This is a genomic window from Streptomyces sp. NPDC031474 (assembly GCF_055581185.1).
Genome location: NZ_JBVIJX010000005.1, coordinates 463,657 through 480,029, shown reverse-complemented (window position 1 = coordinate 480,029; position 16,373 = coordinate 463,657). Strand labels below are relative to the sequence as shown.

Below are 16,373 nucleotides of genomic sequence, written 5' to 3'. Positions count from 1 at the left end.
GAGCTACGCCGCGTTCAGTTCGCACCAGACCAACTTGCCTCGATGCCCCATGCGGGACAGCGGCTGCCAGTGCCAGAGGTCGGAACAGGCCCGCACCAAGGCCATGCCCCGGCCGCTCTCGGCCTCGCCGAGCTCCTCCAACCGGCTTGGCGGCTCAGGGGGTTCGGGGTCCGCGTCCCAGGCTCCGATCTGGAGGACGTCGCCCCGGAAACGGACGCGTAGACAGGCGGGGCCTTTGGTGTGCAGGACGACGTTGGACATCAACTCCGAGGCGAGCAACTCCGCCGTGTCGACGAGGTGGCCGAGTCCGTGCAGGGTGAGGATCAGGCGAAGGGTGCGGCGACAGACGGTGACGGCCCGTGGGTCGGTGGGGATGTAGAGGGAGTACTCCCAGGAGTCGGAGGTGGGGGCACTTTCGGGCATGGGGCAGCTCCGGGTGGGGGGGTTGGGTGGATGAGGGCGCGGTGGCATTGCCGCAGCCGTCATGGCAGGACGGAACGGTGCGCTTCCGCAGCGTGAAGGTTGCGTCACTGACGGTAGATCTAAATATAGAGACGCGGCAAGCGGATCGCGTAATCTGACGCCGAACGAGTCGCGTCCGCGGGCGCGTTGAACCTAGGAGCGGTCGAGAGCTTTGAGGCGCGAACCAACGGCACGTCAACTGCGGCTGGCGACTGAACTGCGCAGACTTCGTGAGGCGGCAGGCCTCACTGCCCGCCAGGCAGCGGCACTGCTCGGCGTGAGCCCCGCCCAGATCACCCACATCGAGTCAGGGCTCGCGGGCGTGAGCGAGAAGCGACTTCGCCGCCTCGCATCCCACTACGCCTGCACGAATGAGGAGTTCATCGACGCCCTGGTCAGCATGGCGACCGATCGCACACAGGGGTGGTGGGAGGAGTACCGGGGCTCGCTGCCGACCTCGTTCCTGGACCTGTCGGAACTGGATCACCACGCCACGTTCCGACGCGAGGTGGCCGTCTTGTTCGTTCCCGGCCTATTGCAAACGGAGAACTACGCTCGCGCAGTCTTCTCGTCCAGAGTTCCCGAACTCACCACTGAAGAACTTGAGTTGCGCGTCCAGCACCGAATGGCCCGCCAAGTATTCACCTTCCCGTACACAGTGGTGATCCATGAGGCGGCGCTACGCATCAGGGTCAGCGACCGCACAGCCTCACAGGCTCAACTCGCCCGGCTGACTGAGCTTTCGGAGGCGGAGCACATCACCCTGCGCGTCGTTCCCTTCGACCTGGACGGTTTCTCCAGGGCCTCAAGCACCATGACGTATGTGGACGGCCCCGTGCCCAAGCTGGACACTGTGGTCCGTGACGCGCCCCACGGCTCGGTCTTCATCGATTCCGAGGCTCAGCTCAATGCCTATCGAACACGCTTCCATAAAGTGGAGGGTGTGGCACTCGATCCCGAACGGTCGCGTGACTTCATCCACCAACTGACGAAGGAGCTGTGAGGCATCCCCATGACCTCCCCCGACAACTGGCGGAAGTCGTCATACTCCGGCGAGGGCGATGGCAATGACTGCGTCGAACTCGCCTCCACCCCCACCACCCTCCACCTCCGCGAATCCGACGACCCCACCACCGTCCTCACCACCACCCACACTCCCCTCACCCACCTCCTGCATGCCATACACACCCGTTCACTGCCCGGCCGCCCCCTCGGCTGAGTCAGTCGAAGAGGGCGACGAGGCCGTTCACCCAGATCGCGAGGAACGCGAGGACTGCCACCAGGCATCCAGCCCCTGTCAGGAAGTCGACGAGCGCACTTCCGCTGCTGTCTGGCTTTCCACCGGACGGCATCGTGTCCCAGTCGACAGGGCGTCCCATGGCCTCGGAGCAGGCCTCTCGTACTGCTGCCAGTTGCTCCCTGGCAAAGGCCGAATCGGCAAGCGACTCGGGGCCCCGCCAGGCAAGTGCCTGCATGCGCTTCGGAGCTGTGTCGTACCTCGCCTCGAAGGCGGAGGTCTCGGCTGCGTCGCGGTCCTCTTCGAGGTACATCCAGCGACCCGCTTCCGCGGGCTCTCCGTACAGTCGGTACACGTCCGCCAGTCGGCGGCGAAGCGTCAGGTCGTCCGGGAAGGACGACACCAGCCCACGTAGGCGCTGGCGCGCGACGGGGACCCGGCCGGCGGCCAGGTCCCCGTCGACTCGGGCAAGGGTGTCTCTCAGCGGCATATGCGCATGATCGGGTAACGCGACGACCGCCGTCGACCGGTTTGGTCGCTGCTCACCGTCCTCATGGTGGAAACCCGTTGGCCGGATTCCTCCCGCTGACTACGCTGTCCCTGCCCTCTGACCAGCAGAGCCGCTGGGCCTGTCACGTCGTCCGTCCGTGAGGAGCCCTGTGGCCCACTCCCCCGCTGCGACCGCCGTCCCGTCCCGGCTCGCCGATGTTCCCGTTCTGTTGGTCGCCGTCGTGTGGGGGTCCAGTTATCTCGCGGCGAAGGGGGTCACGACCTCTGGCACCGTGCTGGCCGTCCTCGTGCTGCGGTTCGCTGTGGTGTTGCCGGTGCTGGTGGTCGCGGGGTGGCGGCGGCTGCGGGCGTTGAGCGGCACGCAGGTGCGGGGGGCCGGGGGGTTGGGGGTGATCCTCGCCGGGATCTTCCTGCTGGAGACGTACGGGGTTGTGCACACCTCTGCCACCAACGCCGGGCTGATCATCAGTCTGACCATGGTGTTCACGCCGCTCGCGGAGAGCCGGGTGCGGAGGGTGCGGCTGCCGGGGGCCTTCCTCGCGGCGGCGGGGCTGTCGGTGCTCGGCGTGGCGCTGCTGACGCAGGGGGCCGGGTTCACCGCGCCCTCCGGCGGCGATCTGCTGATGCTGGCCGCCGCCGTCGCGCGGACCGTGCACGTGCTGGCCATGGCCCGCATGGAATCGGTGCGCGGGGCCGACGCGTTGTCGCTGACGACCGTCCAACTGGGCGGCGCGGTGGCCGTGTTCGCGGTGCTGGTGGCGGTGCCGGGGACGGGCGCGTCGCCGTGGGCCGCCGCCGCGGACTTCGACCGCGGGGACTGGCTCGGTCTGGTCTACCTCTCCGCGTTCTGCACGCTGTTCGCGTTCTTCGTGCAGATGTGGGCGGTCCGCCGTACGTCACCGTCCCGGGTCAGTCTGCTGTTGGGCACCGAACCGGTGTGGGCGGCGGCTGTCGGCATCGCGCTCGCCGGGGACCGGCCGGGCCGGCTCGGCTACGTGGGCGCGGTGCTCGTGCTCGTCGGCACCGGGTGGGGGCGGACGGTCGCGGACCGGGGGCGGGGATCGGGGGCGGTGCCTGCTCAGACGACTCGTCGGCCGCGCCGCCACACCCCCGACACCAGCGGCACGCCCGGCCGGTAGGCCAGGTGGACGTGGCTCGGGGCGTCCAGCAGGGTCAGGTCGGCGTACGCGCCCGGGGTCACGCGGCCCACGTCCGTGCGACGCAGGGCCGCCGCGCCGCCCGCCGTCGCCGACCACACCGCCTCGTCCGGCGTCATCCGCATGTCCCGGACGGCGAGCGCGATGCAGAACGGCACGGATGACGTGAAGGACGAGCCCGGGTTGCAGTCCGTGGAGAGGGCGACGGTGACGCCCGCGTCCAGCAGCCGGCGGGCGTCCGGCCACTCCGCGCGCGTGGAGAACTCCGCGCCGGGCAGGAGCGTGGCGACCGTGTTCCCGTTCGCCAGCGCGTCCACGTCGGCGTCGGTGAGGTGGGTGCAGTGGTCGGCGCTGGCCGCGTCCAGCTCGACCGCCAACCGCACGCCGGGGCCGTAGGAGAGCTGGTTGGCGTGGATGCGGGGGTGCAGGCCCCTGGCCTTGCCGGCGGTGAGGATCGCGCGGGCCTGGTCGCCGTCGAACGCGCCCTTCTCGCAGAACACGTCGATCCAGCGGGCGTGCGGGGCGCAGGCGTCGAGCATCTCGCCGGTGACGAGGGCTACGTACGCGGCCGGGTCGTCGGCGTAGTCGGGGGAGACGATGTGCGCGCCGAGGTACGTCACCTCGTCGGTGTGCTTCGCCGCGAGGCGCAGAGCGCGGGCCTCGTCGGCGACGGTGAGGCCGTAGCCGGACTTGGTCTCGAAGGTGGTGGTGCCCTGGCGGAGGGCCTCGGCGAGGAAACGGACGACGTTCGCTTCGAGTTCCTCGTCGCTCGCCGCTCGCGTCGCCGCGACCGTCGTACGGATGCCGCCCGCCGTGTAACCGCGGCCCGACATGCGGGCGTTGAACTCCTGCGTGCGGTCGCCCGCGAAGACCAGGTGGGAGTGGGAGTCGACGAAGCCCGGGAGCACCGCCCGGCGGCCCGCGTCGACCCGATTGTCAGTGGCGGGTGCTTTGCTTGATTCACCGGTCCACGCGACGCGGTCGCCGTCGATGACGACGGCCGCGTCCTGGATCAGTCCGAGAGGGGAGCCGTCTCCGAGGGAGGGGTCGTTGGTGACCAGCGTGGCGATGTTGGTGATGACGGTGGTCGTGCCGGTGCTGCTGCTCATCGTCGTGTCCTCGGTCGTGTCCTCGTGGGGGCGGGGTCCTGTGGTCGCTACGCGCGCAGGGCTGCCACGGCCCGCGCGAGGGCCTGCGGCACGTCCGGTACGAGCGTGTGCGCCCCGTCGCGTACGACGTGACGTCCGGCGACGACCGTATGCCGTACGTCCGCCGCGGTCGCCGCGAATACGGCCGTCTCGGCGCCGAGCCTGGGCACCGGGCCGGCCGTCCTGACCGAGTCGAGGGCGATCGTCGTGAAGTCGGCGGCCGAACCGGCCTCCAGGGTGCCCGCGTCCGGGTTGCCGAGGGCGGCGTGGCCGTCGGCGGAGGCGGCGCGCAGCAGGGCGGCCGCCGTCCAGTGACCGCGGGTGCGGGTGCGCAGCCGCTCGTTCAGCTCCATCGCGCGGGCCTCTTCGAGCAGGTCGATGACGGCGTGGCTGTCGGAGCCGAGGGAGAGCGGGGAGCCCTCGTTCTGGAGGGCGACGGCCGGCCCGATGCCGTCCGCGAGGTCCCGCTCGGTCGTCGGGCACATACAGGTGCCGGTCCCGCTGCCGCCGATGAGGGAGATGTCCTCGGCGGTGAGGTGGGTGTTGTGGACGCCGGTCGTGCGCGGCCCCAGGACTCCGTGCAGGGCGAGGAGCTGCGTCGGGGTGCAGCCGTGGACCTCGAGGCACGCCTCGTTCTCGGCGGTCTGCTCGGACAGGTGCACATGCAGGGGGGCCTGCCGCTCCTCGGCCCACCGGGCGACGGTCTCCAACTGGTCGGCGGGCACGGCCCGTACGGAGTGGACGGCCGCCCCGATCCTCGCGTGATCCCGTTCCTTGAGAAGTGAACAGCGTTCGGCCCAGGCGTCCGCGTCGCCGTCGGAGAAGCGGAGCTGGTGGGCGCTGGGCGGCTGTCCGAAGCCGGAGGAAAGGTAGGCGGTGTCGAGGAGGGTGATGCGGATGCCGGCTTCGGCGGCGGCCTCGATCAGGGCCTCGCCCATGGCGTTGGGGTCGGCGTACGGGGTACCGCCGGGGGCGTGGTGCAGATAGTGGAACTCGCCGACGGCGGTGATGCCGGCCAGCGCCATCTCGGCGTACACGGCGCGGGCCAGCTGGTGGTAGGTCTCCGGGGTCAGCCGGTCGGCGACCGAGTACATGACCTCGCGCCAGGTCCAGAAGGTGCCGGAGCCGACCTGGACGGTGCCGCGCAGGGCACGGTGGAAGGCGTGGCTGTGGGCGTTCGCCAGGCCCGGAAGGGTCAGCCCGCGCAGGATCTCGGCGCCGGGCGGCGGGGAGTCGACGCCCGTGCGGACGTCGGTGATGCGGCCGCCCGTCCCCGCGCCGGAGCCGCTCGTCGACACCGTGAGGGCGACGCCCGGCTCGACGTTCGTGTCGAGCCAGGCGTGCTCCAGCCAGTACGTCCGTGTCCGATGCGTGGGGGTCACCGGCAGGCCAGTCCTTCCAGTACGTCGGCGAGGGCGTGCACCCCGGCCACGCAGTCGTCCTCGGCGGCGAACTCGGCCGGGGAGTGCGAGACGCCCGTGGGGTTGCGCACGAACAGCATGGCGGCCGGCACGGTCCCGGAGAGGATCCCGGCGTCGTGTCCGGCGCCGGTGCCGAGGACGGGGACCGTGAGGTCGGTGTCCTTGTCCTTGCCGAGGATGCGGGCGAGTTCGTCACGCAGGGCATGGTCGAACTCGACGACGGGCGTGAACGACTCACGGACGACGTCGAGATCGACGCCCTGGGCGACGGCGTACTCACGGGCGGCCTGCTCGATGCCCGTGACCACCGTGTCGAGGGTGGCCTGGTCGGCGGCGCGGGAGTCGAGCCAGCCGCGCACCAGGGAGGGGATGGCGTTGACTCCGTTCGGCTCGACGGAGATCTTGCCGAAGGTGGCGACGGCGCCCGCGAGCCGGGCCTCGCGGCGGGCGGCGAGGACCGTCTCCGCGTACGACAGCATCGGGTCGCGGCGGTCCACGAGGCGGGTGGTGCCGGCGTGGTTGGCCTCGCCCCGGAAGTCGAACCGCCAGCGCCCGTGCGGCCAGATGGCGCCGGCGATGCCCACCTGGTCCCCGCTCAGGTCGAGGGCGCGGCCCTGCTCGACGTGCAGCTCGACGAACGCGCCGATGCGGGCGAGCCGCTCCGGGTCCGCACCGATGGCGTCGGGATCGTACCCGGCGGCCTCCATGGCCCGCGGGAGGGTGACCCCGTCGCCGTCGGTGAGCCGGTGCGCCTGCTCGACGGTGAGCTGCCCGGCGGCCAGCCGGGAGCCGACGCAGGCGAGCCCGAATCTGGCGCCCTCCTCGTCGCCGAAGTTGACCAGGGCGAGGGGCTTGGTGAACGTGACGCCCCGCGCGCGCAGTTCGTCGAGCGCGGCGAAGGAGGACACGACGCCGAGGGGCCCGTCGAAGGCGCCGCCGTCCGGCACGGAGTCGAGATGCGACCCGGTGACGACGGCATCCCCGGCGCGCGGATCCCCGAGCCAGGCCCACTGGTTCCCGTTCCGGTCGACCTCGTACGCCAGCCCCCGCCCCTCGGCCTGCTCCTTGAACCAGGCCCGGCACTCGGCGTCGGCGGCCGTCCAGGCGAACCGCCGGTAGCCCTGCGAGTCGGGATGCCGCCCGATGGGAAGCAGCTCACGCCACATCTCATGGAAGGAGCCGCCACCCGCCGGACCCGCGCTCGGCGACGAGAGCTCGGCCCCCGCCGGAGAGTCGCCGTGCCCGCCGTGCCCCCCGTTGCGATGGCTCACGCGTCGTCACCCTCGCGCATCGGCACCCGCACGCCCCGCTCGTCGGCGGCCGTCTCGGCGATGTCGTAGCCGGCGTCGACGTGCCGGATGACGCCCATGCCGGGGTCGTTGGTCAGCACACGGCGCAGCTTCTCACCGGCGAGCTTCGTGCCGTCCGCCACGGACACCTGGCCGGCGTGGATGGAGCGGCCCATGCCGACGCCGCCGCCGTGGTGGATGGAGACCCAGGAGGCGCCCGAGGCGACGTTCACCATGGCGTTCAGGAGCGGCCAGTCGGCGATCGCGTCGGAGCCGTCGAGCATGGCCTCGGTCTCGCGGTACGGGGAGGCCACGGAGCCGGAGTCGAGGTGGTCGCGGCCGATGGCGAGGGGCGCGGCGAGTTCACCGGACGCCACCATGTCGTTGAAGCGCTCGCCCGCCTTGTCGCGCTCGCCGTAGCCGAGCCAGCAGATGCGCGCCGGAAGGCCCTGGAAGTGGACCCGCTCGCCGGCCATCTTGATCCAGCGGTGCAGCGACTCGTTCTCGGGGAAGAGGTCGAGGATCGCCTTGTCCGTCTTGTGGATGTCGGAGGCCTCGCCGGACAGCGCGGCCCAGCGGAAGGGGCCCTTGCCCTCGCAGAACAGCGGGCGGATGTAGGCGGGGACGAAGCCGGGGAAGGCGAACGCGCGTTCGTATCCGGCGAGTTGGGCCTCGCCGCGGATGGAGTTGCCGTAGTCGAAGACCTCGGATCCGGCGTCCATGAAGCCGACCATCGCCTCGACGTGCCGGGCCATCGACTCGCGGGCCCGGGTCGTGAAACCGGCCGGGTCCTTCGCCGCGTACGACGCCATGTCGTCGAAGTCCACGCCCACCGGCAGGTACGACAGCGGGTCGTGGGCCGACGTCTGGTCGGTGACGATGTCGATGGGGGCGCCCTCGGCGAGCATGCGCGGCAGCAGTTCCGCCGCGTTGCCGAGGAGGCCGATGGAGAGCGGGCGGCGGGCGTCGCGGGCCTCGACGGCGAGCTGGAGGGCGTGCTCCAGGCTGTCGGCCCGCACGTCGAGGTAGCGGTGCTCGATGCGGCGTTCGATGGCGCGCGGGTCGACGTCGATGCAGATCGCGACGCCGTCGTTCATCGTCACGGCGAGCGGCTGGGCGCCGCCCATGCCGCCGAGGCCGGCGGTCAGGGTGATGGCGCCGGCGAGCGTGCCATCGAACTTCTTCGCGGCGACGGCGGCGAAGGTCTCGTAGGTGCCCTGGAGGATGCCCTGGGTGCCGATGTAGATCCACGACCCGGCGGTCATCTGGCCGTACATCGTCAGGCCCAGCTGTTCCAGCCTGCGGAACTCCTCCCAGTTGGCCCAGTCGCCGACGAGGTTGGAGTTGGCGATGAGGACGCGCGGGGCCCACTCGTGGGTCTGCATCACGCCGACGGGCCGGCCGGACTGGACGAGCATGGTCTCGTCCTGCTTCAGGGTCCGCAGCGTGCGCACCATCGCGTCGAAGGAGCGCCAGTCACGGGCCGCCTTGCCCGTGCCGCCGTAGACGACGAGCTTGTCGGGGTGTTCGGCGACCTCGGGGTCGAGGTTGTTCTGCAGCATGCGCAGGGCGGCCTCCTGCTGCCATCCCAGGGCGCTCAGTTCCGTACCGCGCGGTGCTCGTACGGGGCGGGGTCCTGACATGGTCGGCCTCCTTGCGGATGGGTGATCCCGGCGGGCTGTTGCTGTTGTTATTCACATCCTGACTTGATGAATAGAGCTAGTCAATAGGGGGAACGGTGGGGAGAACGGCGAGGAGGAGGGGGCGCGCACCGCCGCACTCACCACCCCGGACGGACGCGCGCGCCGTTGACGCACGCCGAGGCGCACGGTGTTGAAGGGAGACATGGGCGTCGACACAGCCCGGCACGCGGCCCGATGCGGGGTCAGCCGACCCACCCTAGTAACCCGGCAGCATGTTCCGCTGGAAAATGCCAGAAGACTCACCCCTCGCGCACACGTTGCGTAGCTTCTTCCTCACTCAGCCGAACCGACGGCAGGAGGGGAGCCAACGGTGCCCGGAATCGACGAGTGTCTACTGGAAGCCATGCGGCTGCCCGGCGCGCGGGGCGCCGCGCTGGTCGACTGGACGAGCGGGCTGGCCCTGGGCGCGGTCGGGGAGTTCCCCGGCGGCGACCACGAGGCGGCGGCCGCCGAGGCCGCGGAGGTCGCCCGCCTCACCACTGAACAGCGCGCCTTCACGCCCGAGGGCCATGCCTCCCACGGCGGTGGGACCGAGTCCGGGACCGGAGCGGAGTCCGGGACCGGAGCTGGGGTCGGGGCTGGGGCCGGGGCCGGGATCGCCGATCCACCGGTCGAGGACCTGATCATCAGCAACCGGGACAGCTATCACGTGCTCCGCTTCGTGCCGACGTCCTTCGACAGCAGTGTGTTCCTGCACGTCTGGCTGGGCCGGCCGGACGGCAACCTCGCGCTGGCCCGGATCCGGCTGGGCGAGATGGCCGGACGGCTGGTGCTGGGATGACCGCGGTGAGAACGACCCCGCAGGGCACCACCCCGCCGCCCAGGCTGCCCGTGCGGGAGAAGTCCGCGGGCCGGGAACGCGGCGGCGGACTGTCCCCGATGCTGACCCGGCTCGCGGCCGAGCGGGCGACCGGCGTCCTGGAACGCGAGCGCGGCTCGCTCTACCTCGCCGAGGGCCGCGTGGTGCACGCCGAGAGCCCCCTCGCCCCCGGCCTCGACGTGCTCCTCCTGGCCCACGGCACCCTCGCCCCGGCCGCCTGGCAGGACGCGGTGGACCGGGCCGACGAGGAACACGGCGCGGCCCGTCTGCTGCTCGACGCCGGCCGGGTCCCGCGCGGGGCGCTGGAGCTGTGCCATCTGGAGGCGGTGTTCGACGCGGCGTTCTTCGCGCTCGCCCCCAGCAGCACCCCGGGCCGGTTCCGGTACGGGGCCGGGCACTGGCTCGGCGCCCTGCGACCGGTCCCGGTCGACGCCGTGGAGCGCGAGACGCTGCGCCGCCGTGAGCTGCTGCACCGGCTGTGGCCGGACCCGCTGACCGACGGGGCGCCGCTGCGGCGGGCCGAGAGCGTCGCGGCGCCGGCGCCGACCGCCCGGCAGAGCGGGGTGCTGGCCCTGGTGGACGGCGTGCGCACCGCGTCGGACATAGCCCGCGAGCTGGGGCGACAGGCCTTCCACACCCTGGTGGACGTCCGGCGCCTGGCGGCGGCGGGCCTGCTCACCGCCCTCTTCCCACCCCCACGCCCCCACCACCCACCGCCGACCCCCCTCACCCAAGTCCCTCTACAAACCCCTCTGCAAGCCCCTCTCCAAGCCCACCCCCACGACCTTCCCCACGACCTTCCGTACGACCCTCCCCACGGTCTCCCCCACGACCTTCCGTACGACCCTCCCCACGGTCTCCCCCACGACCTTCCGTACGACCCTCCCCACGGTCTCCCCCACGACCTTCCGTACGACCTCCCCCACGGCTTTTCCCCCGCCCATCCCGACGGCTTCCCTCCCTCCCCTTCCCATCCCCATTCCCAACCCCAGACCCACCCCCGTCCCCATCCCATACCTCCCGCCCCCCACGCCGTCCCCGGTCCCCATACCGCCCACGCCCCCGCCCCCGACCCCCCGCCGGGCATCACCCTGCCCCGCGTCAACGACCCCGACATCACCCTGCTGAAGAGGCTCAGGGATGCGCTGGAGGCCCTTTGAACGCCAGCGACCGCGCGCCGAGAGGAGCGAGCTGATGGCGTCCGAGCCCGAGATACTCGACGAACTCCGGCGGCTGCGGGCCCGGGTGCCGCAGCTGACCGGCGCACTCGCGGCCGGCGTGGACGGTCTCGTCCTCGCCCACGACACGCCCGGCGTGGAGCCGGAGGTGGTGGCCGCGCTGACCGCCGCCGCCCTCGGCGTCGCGGTGCGGTTGGCGGACACGACCGGCCAGGGCGACTTCCGCGAGCTGCTCGTGCGCGGGATGTACGGCTACGTCGCCACCTACGCGGCCGGCGAGAGCGCCGTACTGACCCTGCTCGCGCAGGACCGCGTCAACGTCGGCCGGCTGCATCTGGAGGGCCGCCGGGCCGGCGCCCGGATCGGGGAGCTCGTCGACGCGCGGGAGGCGAAGGCGCGCGAGGCGCGCGCCGCACCCGCCGGGCCGCCGGCGAAGACACCCGCGAAGGCGCCCGTCCGGACGCCCTCCAAACCCCCGACCGTACGGACCAGATCGGCGCGCGGCACGGCCACCGCCAACGCGCGCACCACCACGGAAAGTTGACAGGACCCTAGGAGCACAGTCATGGCCAATACCGAGACCTGCCTGAAAGAGGCGCTCGCCTCCATCGAGGGTGCGACCGGCGTCGCGCTCGTCGACTACACCAGCGGCATGGCGCTGGGCACGCTGGGCGGCAGCAAGACCTTCGACCTGAACGTCGCCGCCGCCGGCAACACCGACGTGGTGCGCGCCAAGATGCGCACCATGGAGCACCTCGGGCTCAAGGCCCAGATCGAGGACATCCTGATCACCCTGTCCGACCAGTACCACCTGCTGCGCCTGATCAGCGGTCGCGGCGGCAACGGGCTCTTCCTCTACCTCGTCCTGGACGCCAAGCGGGCCAACCTGGCGATGGCCCGCCACCAGCTCAAGAGGATCGAGGAGGACCTGGAGGTCTGACGTCCCGAAAGGTCACACCAGTGCCGCGGTGCGGCGGCGGGCGCCGCCCGGGGCCGCGTCGCCGGCCGCGATGCCGGTGCTGCGGTACGCCTTGACGGTCTTGCCGGACGGGCGTCCGCCGCGCCGGTCCAGCCAGTCGACGCGCACCCACAGCAGCGCGTCCTCGTCCCGCTCGCGCCGGCCGAGCCAGGCGGCCTTCAGCCGCAGCCCGGTCCCGCAGCCGGCGAGCAGCATGCCGCCGGCCGCGGGCACCGCGAAGGAGCTGCCCAGCGCGGCCGCGAAGGCGAGCAGCAGCCACCAGCGGTGGCCGCGCCGCCAGGTGCGGACGGTCACCGCCCGGTCCTGGAGCACGTCGTGCTTGCCGGCCCGGGCGGCCCCGCGGCCGAGTTCCCGGTAGCGCCGTCGGCCGCGCCACGCCACCGCGGCGACGGCCACGATGAACAGCGCGGCCCCGGCCAGCACCCCGATCCGTCGTCCCGTGAGGCCGGGCACCAGGACCCCGACCCCCGCCGCGAACACCCCGCACCACCACAACGGCGCGGCCCCGGCCCGTACGACGACGGCCACCCGAGCCAGCCCCTGCCCTCCGCGTGCCACGTCCGTCTCCTCGTCACTCCGGCACAGTCTCGTGGCCCTTCAGACTAGTGAGCGAACGTGAGACGAGTCTGAGAAAGCGGGGCTACTCCACGAACAGCCCCCGGGCCGCGGCCCGTGTGTCGAACTCCTCCAGCCGGGCCTGCGCGTCGGGCAGGTCGTCGCACATCGCCTCCAGCAGCACCCGCCCGAGCAGCATCGGCGCGCACGCCGTGTCGAAGGCGAGCCCGGTGCCGACGGCGGCCGGCAGCAGCAGGTCGGAGACCTTGGCGACCGGCGCGAACGCGGAGTCGGCGACCGTCACCACGCTCAGCCCGGCCTCCCTCGCGTAGGCGAGGGTGTCGACGACCTCGCGCGGGTGCCGGGGCAGCGCGAAGCAGAGCAGCGCCGAGGCGCCCGCGCGGACGGCGGCGTCGATCCGGTCGTGGATCATCGTGCCGCCCTCGTTGAGCAGCCGTACGTCCGGGTGGACCTTGGCGGCGAAGTATGCGAAACCGTACGCCTGGGAGGCGGCGGCGCGCAGGCCGAGCACGGGGAGCGGCCGCGAGGCCGCAAGCAGCCGGCCCGCCCGCTGCACGGGCCGGGGATCGGCGAGCAGTTCGGCGAGGTGCCTCAGGTTCTCGATCTCGGCCTCGACGGCCTGCTGGTACTCGTTGTACGAGGCCGAGCCGGCCGGCTGTTCGGTGGGCGCGACCTCGCGCAGGTGCTTGCGCAGGGCGGGGTATCCGTCGAAGCCGAGGGCGACCGCGAAGCGGGTCACGGACGGCTGGCTGACCCCGGCGAGTTCGGCCAGCTCCACGCTGGACAGGAACGGCACGTCGGAGGCTCGGCGCACCATGCTGTGCGCGATGCGCCGCTGGGTCGGCGTCAGCCGGTGCCCCTCGAAGAGGGCCTGCAGCCGGCCCCCGGGGCTGTCCGGCACACCCGCACCCGGCTCCACGCCCGACTGCGCACCCGCAACCTCCGTATCCGGCCGCCCCACACCGACCCCCGTCTTCGTCTCCGTCTCCGTCCCCGTTTCGGCGCTCATGCCTCGCTCCCCCTCCAGATGTCCGTGAACCGGTCCAGCAGCCGGGCCGCCGCGCTCACGTCGTCCGTGAGCGGGCGGTCGGCCTGGTCCGCGTCGAGCACCGCCTCGGCCGATTCCAGCGCCCGCGCGGCCGGAAGTCCCGGCTCGGGCCGCAGTTCACGCTGACGCAGCGCCCGTACGGCGGCGACGAGTTCGCAGCCGACGACGAGACGGTACGCGGCGCAGGCGCGCAGTGTCTGCCGGGCGGCGAGCGAGGCGAAACTGGCCTGTTCCTCGACGCCCCGGGAGAGTACAGCGTGGCCGAGCGACGCGGGCGCGGAGAAGGCGCGCAGATCACCGAGGGCGGCCGCGGCGGCGTATTCGAGGATCATCACGCCGGAGGAGGCGGGCTCGGGGTCGGCGAGGAAGGGGCGCAGCCGGGTGTAGGCGGGTTCGTTGAGGGTCGAGAGGCGGGACGTGGACAGCCTCGCCACCTGGGTCAGCGCCAGCCTGAAGTGGTCTAGGGCGAGGGCGAGTTGGGCCTGGTAGAAGCCGCCGTGGTGGTAGGCGGCCATGTCCTCGGGGGAGATCAGCGGGTTCTCGGCGGCCGCGTTGATCTCGATGGCGACGACTTCCTCCAGGGCGTCGGCGGCGTCGTGCGCGGGGCCGTGGATCTGGGGCAGGCAGCGGAAGCCGTACGGGTCCTGGATGCGGCCGAGCGGCGGCGTGGGCCGGTCCTCGGCGCCGATCAACTCCCGCATGCGGCGGGCGACTTCGGCGGAGCCGCGGTGCGGTCGGGCGGCGTGCACGGGGGCGGCGTACGCCTCGTGCGAGCCGTCCACGGCGAGCAGGGAGAGCGCGGCGACGACCGGGGTGGCCTCCAGGAGTCCGCGCAGTTCGTGCAGGGCGAGCGCGGACTGGCCGAGGGTGAGGGCGTTGCTGCTGATGAGGGCGAGGGCGTCGTTGTTGTCGAGTTGCTGCGGTTCGGGGGCGCCGTCGCCGCGCCAGGGGTGTTCCCCGACGAGCGCCAGTCCGAGCTGGGCGAGCGCCGCCAGGTCCCCGGTGCCCACCGAGCCGAACTCGTTGACGACCGGGTGGGCGCCGCTCTCCAGTGCTTCGCACAGCGCCGTGACGACGCTGGGCCGCAGGCCCGCGCCCCCGGCGAGCAGTTGGTTGGCGCGGACCGCGAGCATGGCCCGGACCTGTCGGGCGGGCAGTTCCTCGCCGATGGCGCCGGCGTGGCTGCGCAGGAGGCGCAGGCCGTGTTCCGCTGCGGCCTCGGTGGGCACGTCCTCGTTGCGGTTGGCGCCGACGCCGGTGGAGCGGCCGTAGACGCGGCCGGTGGCGGCGATCTGGCGGGCGGCGTCCCAGGACTCGGTCATCCGCTTGGTCGCGTCGGTGCCGGGGACGGGCCGTGCGGTCCCGTCGGCGAGGCGCGCGACATCCGCGACGCCGAGGGCGATCCCGTCCAGGACGACGAGACCGGGGCCGGCCCCATGGCCGGTCTCATAACCGGGCCCATGAGCGGCGTCCACGATCCGAGATGACATAAGGCCACAAACTCCCCTCAATCCGGACACCCGATCTTGCCTGCCGGTCATCCGTTACCTCGGATTAACACCGAACCGTTGACGAGTTATTCACCTACAGAGAACTCTGCATGACGTTATACAGCCGGGCAAGGGACATCTCATGATCCAGTTCGATGCGGTCCACAAGCGCTTCCCCAACGGCACGACAGCAGTCCACGATCTCTCCCTCCACATGCCGGAGGGCGGCGTGACCGTGCTGGTCGGTTCCTCCGGTTGCGACAAGACGACCACCCTGCGGATGATCAACCGGATGGTCGACCCGACCTCCGGAACCATCGAGGTCGGCGGCAAGGACGTCACCCGCCAGGACGCGGCCGAGCTGCGCCGCTCCATCGGGTACGTCATCCAGCAGTCGGGCCTCTTCCCGCACCGCACGGTGCTGGACAACATCGCCACCGTGCCGCTGCTGCTTGGCCACGGCCGCCGCAGGGCGCGCGCCCGCGCCGCCGAGCTGCTGGAGACCGTCGGCCTGACCGCCGACGCAGGCAAGCGCTACCCGCACCAGCTCTCCGGCGGCCGGCAGCTGGGGGTGCCCCCAGGCCGTTAGGGCACTGGGGGAGCGTCGGCGTGGCCCGCGCGCTCGCCGCCGACCCGCCGGTGCTCCTCATGGACGAGCCCTTCGGCGCGGTCGACCCGGTGGTGCGCACCCAGCTCCAGGACGAACTGCTCAGACTCCAGAAGGAGTTGAGCAAGACCATCGTCTTCGTCACACACGACATCGACGAGGCCGTCCGGCTCGGCGCCCAGATCGCCGTGTTCCGCACCTGCGGCCACCTGGTCCAGTGCGCCGCGCCCGCCGAACTCCTCGCCCGCCCCGCCGACGACTTCGTGGCCGACTTCCTCGGCGCCGAGCGCGGTCTGAAGCTGCTCTCGCTGGCGACCCTCGCGGACGTCCCCCAGGGCCCGGCACCCGAGGGCGGCCCCTGGACCCTCGCCCTCGACGAGGCCCGCAGGCCGCTGCACTGGACGTCCAAGGAGGCCGAGGTACCCGTCCGCCCCCTGAAGGACGCCGACTCCCTCCTCGCGGCGCTCGACGAGTCGGTCGCCTCCCCCACCGGACTGGTCGCCCGCGTCGACGCCGACGGCGTCCTCACCGGCGTCACCTCCCGCGACGACATCCACACCCACGCGGGCCGGGCGCACACCACGGCCCGCGCCCACACGGACGCCGCGGTGGCCGCGCTGCGGCCACACCGATCGGGCCAACCGGCCTGACCGGGACCGCTTCCACTGCCGTCGCTGTGGGCTCGCTGGCCCCGCCGACGTCGTCGCCGGGGTCAACGTGCGCGACCGTGCACGCTCGGCGTGGGTAT

16 protein-coding genes and 1 pseudogene are annotated in these 16,373 nt (G+C 72.3%); 8 read left to right on the top strand and 9 right to left on the bottom strand.

All coding sequences use genetic code 11. The features are described 5' to 3' along the window. Positions 1 to 3: 3 nt before the first annotated feature. Positions 4 to 423, bottom strand: a complete 420-nt coding sequence (locus ACZ5SK_RS12870) for an ATP-binding protein (protein WP_334579407.1) — start codon at positions 421 to 423, stop codon at positions 4 to 6. Between the two features lie 211 nt (positions 424 to 634). Here ACZ5SK_RS12870 and ACZ5SK_RS12865 point away from each other — a divergent pair, with 211 nt between their 5' ends. Both ACZ5SK_RS12865 and ACZ5SK_RS12860 read left to right on the top strand, forming a co-directional pair. After that, positions 635 to 1,465: a helix-turn-helix domain-containing protein gene (locus tag ACZ5SK_RS12865; RefSeq protein WP_334579406.1), complete on the top strand. Its 831-nt coding sequence runs from the start codon at positions 635 to 637 to the stop codon at positions 1,463 to 1,465. 9 nt (positions 1,466 to 1,474) lie between these two features. Further along, positions 1,475 to 1,681 carry a DUF397 domain-containing protein gene (locus ACZ5SK_RS12860; RefSeq protein ID WP_334579405.1) on the top strand — a complete coding sequence of 69 codons (207 nt, stop codon included), beginning with the start codon at positions 1,475 to 1,477 and terminating at the stop codon, positions 1,679 to 1,681. Between the two features lies 1 nt (position 1,682). On the opposite strand, the gene ACZ5SK_RS12855 is transcribed toward ACZ5SK_RS12860, so the two are convergent. Then, positions 1,683 to 2,189 (bottom strand): DUF6584 family protein, encoded by a 507-nt coding sequence (locus tag ACZ5SK_RS12855; RefSeq protein ID WP_334579404.1) that lies wholly within the window; start codon positions 2,187 to 2,189, stop codon positions 1,683 to 1,685. Between the two features lie 169 nt (positions 2,190 to 2,358). Between ACZ5SK_RS12855 and ACZ5SK_RS12850 the strand changes: the two genes are divergently transcribed. After that, complete coding sequence (locus ACZ5SK_RS12850; RefSeq protein ID WP_361705785.1) at positions 2,359 to 3,348, top strand: DMT family transporter; 990 nt, start codon at positions 2,359 to 2,361, stop codon at positions 3,346 to 3,348. Here ACZ5SK_RS12850 and hutI read toward each other — a convergent pair. The 4 genes from hutI to hutU form a co-directional block, all read right to left on the bottom strand. Further along, on the bottom strand, positions 3,288 to 4,475 hold the full coding sequence (gene hutI / locus ACZ5SK_RS12845) for an imidazolonepropionase (protein WP_361705787.1): 1,188 nt from the start codon (positions 4,473 to 4,475) through the stop codon (positions 3,288 to 3,290). The genes ACZ5SK_RS12850 and hutI overlap by 61 nt on opposite strands. 47 nt (positions 4,476 to 4,522) lie before the next feature. Then, entirely contained in the window at positions 4,523 to 5,896 is a 1,374-nt protein-coding gene (locus ACZ5SK_RS12840; protein ID WP_334579401.1) for a formimidoylglutamate deiminase, read from the bottom strand. Next, entirely contained in the window at positions 5,893 to 7,101 is a 1,209-nt protein-coding gene (locus ACZ5SK_RS12835) for an allantoate amidohydrolase (protein ID WP_334581311.1), read from the bottom strand. Before ACZ5SK_RS12835 ends, ACZ5SK_RS12840 begins: the two co-directional genes overlap by 4 nt. Positions 7,102 to 7,202: 101 nt before the next feature. Then, the gene (gene hutU / locus ACZ5SK_RS12830; protein ID WP_468575959.1) at positions 7,203 to 8,867 is read right to left on the bottom strand and encodes a urocanate hydratase; all 1,665 of its coding nucleotides are present in this window, start codon (positions 8,865 to 8,867) and stop codon (positions 7,203 to 7,205) included. A 370-nt stretch (positions 8,868 to 9,237) separates the two neighbouring features. Here hutU and ACZ5SK_RS12825 point away from each other — a divergent pair, with 370 nt between their 5' ends. Genes ACZ5SK_RS12825 through ACZ5SK_RS12810 form a run of 4 tightly spaced genes read left to right on the top strand, consistent with a single transcriptional unit; the run spans position 9,238 to position 11,865 of the window. After that, positions 9,238 to 9,708: a hypothetical protein gene (locus ACZ5SK_RS12825; RefSeq protein ID WP_457494467.1), complete on the top strand. Its 471-nt coding sequence runs from the start codon at positions 9,238 to 9,240 to the stop codon at positions 9,706 to 9,708. Beyond that, positions 9,705 to 10,907, top strand: coding sequence for a transcriptional regulator (locus tag ACZ5SK_RS12820; protein WP_468575958.1), 1,203 nt, complete (start codon positions 9,705 to 9,707; stop codon positions 10,905 to 10,907). The genes ACZ5SK_RS12825 and ACZ5SK_RS12820 overlap by 4 nt, the downstream gene beginning before the upstream one ends. A gap of 34 nt (positions 10,908 to 10,941) precedes the next feature. Continuing rightward, on the top strand, positions 10,942 to 11,469 hold the full coding sequence (locus tag ACZ5SK_RS12815; RefSeq protein WP_334579397.1) for a roadblock/LC7 domain-containing protein: 528 nt from the start codon (positions 10,942 to 10,944) through the stop codon (positions 11,467 to 11,469). A 21-nt stretch (positions 11,470 to 11,490) separates the two neighbouring features. Next, complete coding sequence (locus tag ACZ5SK_RS12810; RefSeq protein ID WP_079661820.1) at positions 11,491 to 11,865, top strand: roadblock/LC7 domain-containing protein; 375 nt, start codon at positions 11,491 to 11,493, stop codon at positions 11,863 to 11,865. Positions 11,866 to 11,877: 12 nt separating this feature from the next. Here ACZ5SK_RS12810 and ACZ5SK_RS12805 read toward each other — a convergent pair whose 3' ends face one another. The 3 genes from ACZ5SK_RS12805 to ACZ5SK_RS12795 form a co-directional block, all read right to left on the bottom strand. Continuing rightward, positions 11,878 to 12,462 carry a hypothetical protein gene (locus ACZ5SK_RS12805; RefSeq protein WP_361705799.1) on the bottom strand — a complete coding sequence of 195 codons (585 nt, stop codon included), beginning with the start codon at positions 12,460 to 12,462 and terminating at the stop codon, positions 11,878 to 11,880. 82 nt (positions 12,463 to 12,544) lie between these two features. Further along, the gene (locus ACZ5SK_RS12800) at positions 12,545 to 13,489 is read right to left on the bottom strand and encodes a MurR/RpiR family transcriptional regulator (RefSeq protein WP_361705802.1); all 945 of its coding nucleotides are present in this window, start codon (positions 13,487 to 13,489) and stop codon (positions 12,545 to 12,547) included. Further along, the gene (locus ACZ5SK_RS12795; protein WP_334579394.1) at positions 13,486 to 15,018 is read right to left on the bottom strand and encodes an aromatic amino acid ammonia-lyase; all 1,533 of its coding nucleotides are present in this window, start codon (positions 15,016 to 15,018) and stop codon (positions 13,486 to 13,488) included. The genes ACZ5SK_RS12800 and ACZ5SK_RS12795 overlap by 4 nt, the downstream gene beginning before the upstream one ends. Before the next feature lie 142 nt (positions 15,019 to 15,160). Between ACZ5SK_RS12795 and ACZ5SK_RS12790 the strand changes: the two are divergent. Next, positions 15,161 to 16,275 (top strand): annotated as a pseudogene (locus ACZ5SK_RS12790) (ABC transporter ATP-binding protein). Positions 16,276 to 16,373: the final 98 nt, after the last annotated feature.

Coding starts and splice junctions, on each gene's coding strand:
- ACZ5SK_RS12870 (WP_334579407.1), bottom strand. CDS start 423: ATGCCCGAAAGTGCCCCCACCTCCGACTCCTGGGAGTACTCCCTCTAC.
- ACZ5SK_RS12860 (WP_334579405.1), top strand. CDS start 1,475: ATGACCTCCCCCGACAACTGGCGGAAGTCGTCATACTCCGGCGAGGGC.
- ACZ5SK_RS12855 (WP_334579404.1), bottom strand. CDS start 2,189: ATGCCGCTGAGAGACACCCTTGCCCGAGTCGACGGGGACCTGGCCGCC.
- hutI (WP_361705787.1), bottom strand. CDS start 4,475: ATGAGCAGCAGCACCGGCACGACCACCGTCATCACCAACATCGCCACG.
- ACZ5SK_RS12835 (WP_334581311.1), bottom strand. CDS start 7,101: ATGTGGCGTGAGCTGCTTCCCATCGGGCGGCATCCCGACTCGCAGGGC.
- hutU (WP_468575959.1), bottom strand. CDS start 8,867: ATGTCAGGACCCCGCCCCGTACGAGCACCGCGCGGTACGGAACTGAGC.
- ACZ5SK_RS12820 (WP_468575958.1), top strand. CDS start 9,705: ATGACCGCGGTGAGAACGACCCCGCAGGGCACCACCCCGCCGCCCAGG.
- ACZ5SK_RS12815 (WP_334579397.1), top strand. CDS start 10,942: ATGGCGTCCGAGCCCGAGATACTCGACGAACTCCGGCGGCTGCGGGCC.
- ACZ5SK_RS12810 (WP_079661820.1), top strand. CDS start 11,491: ATGGCCAATACCGAGACCTGCCTGAAAGAGGCGCTCGCCTCCATCGAG.
- ACZ5SK_RS12800 (WP_361705802.1), bottom strand. CDS start 13,489: ATGAGCGCCGAAACGGGGACGGAGACGGAGACGAAGACGGGGGTCGGT.
- ACZ5SK_RS12795 (WP_334579394.1), bottom strand. CDS start 15,018: ATGTCATCTCGGATCGTGGACGCCGCTCATGGGCCCGGTTATGAGACC.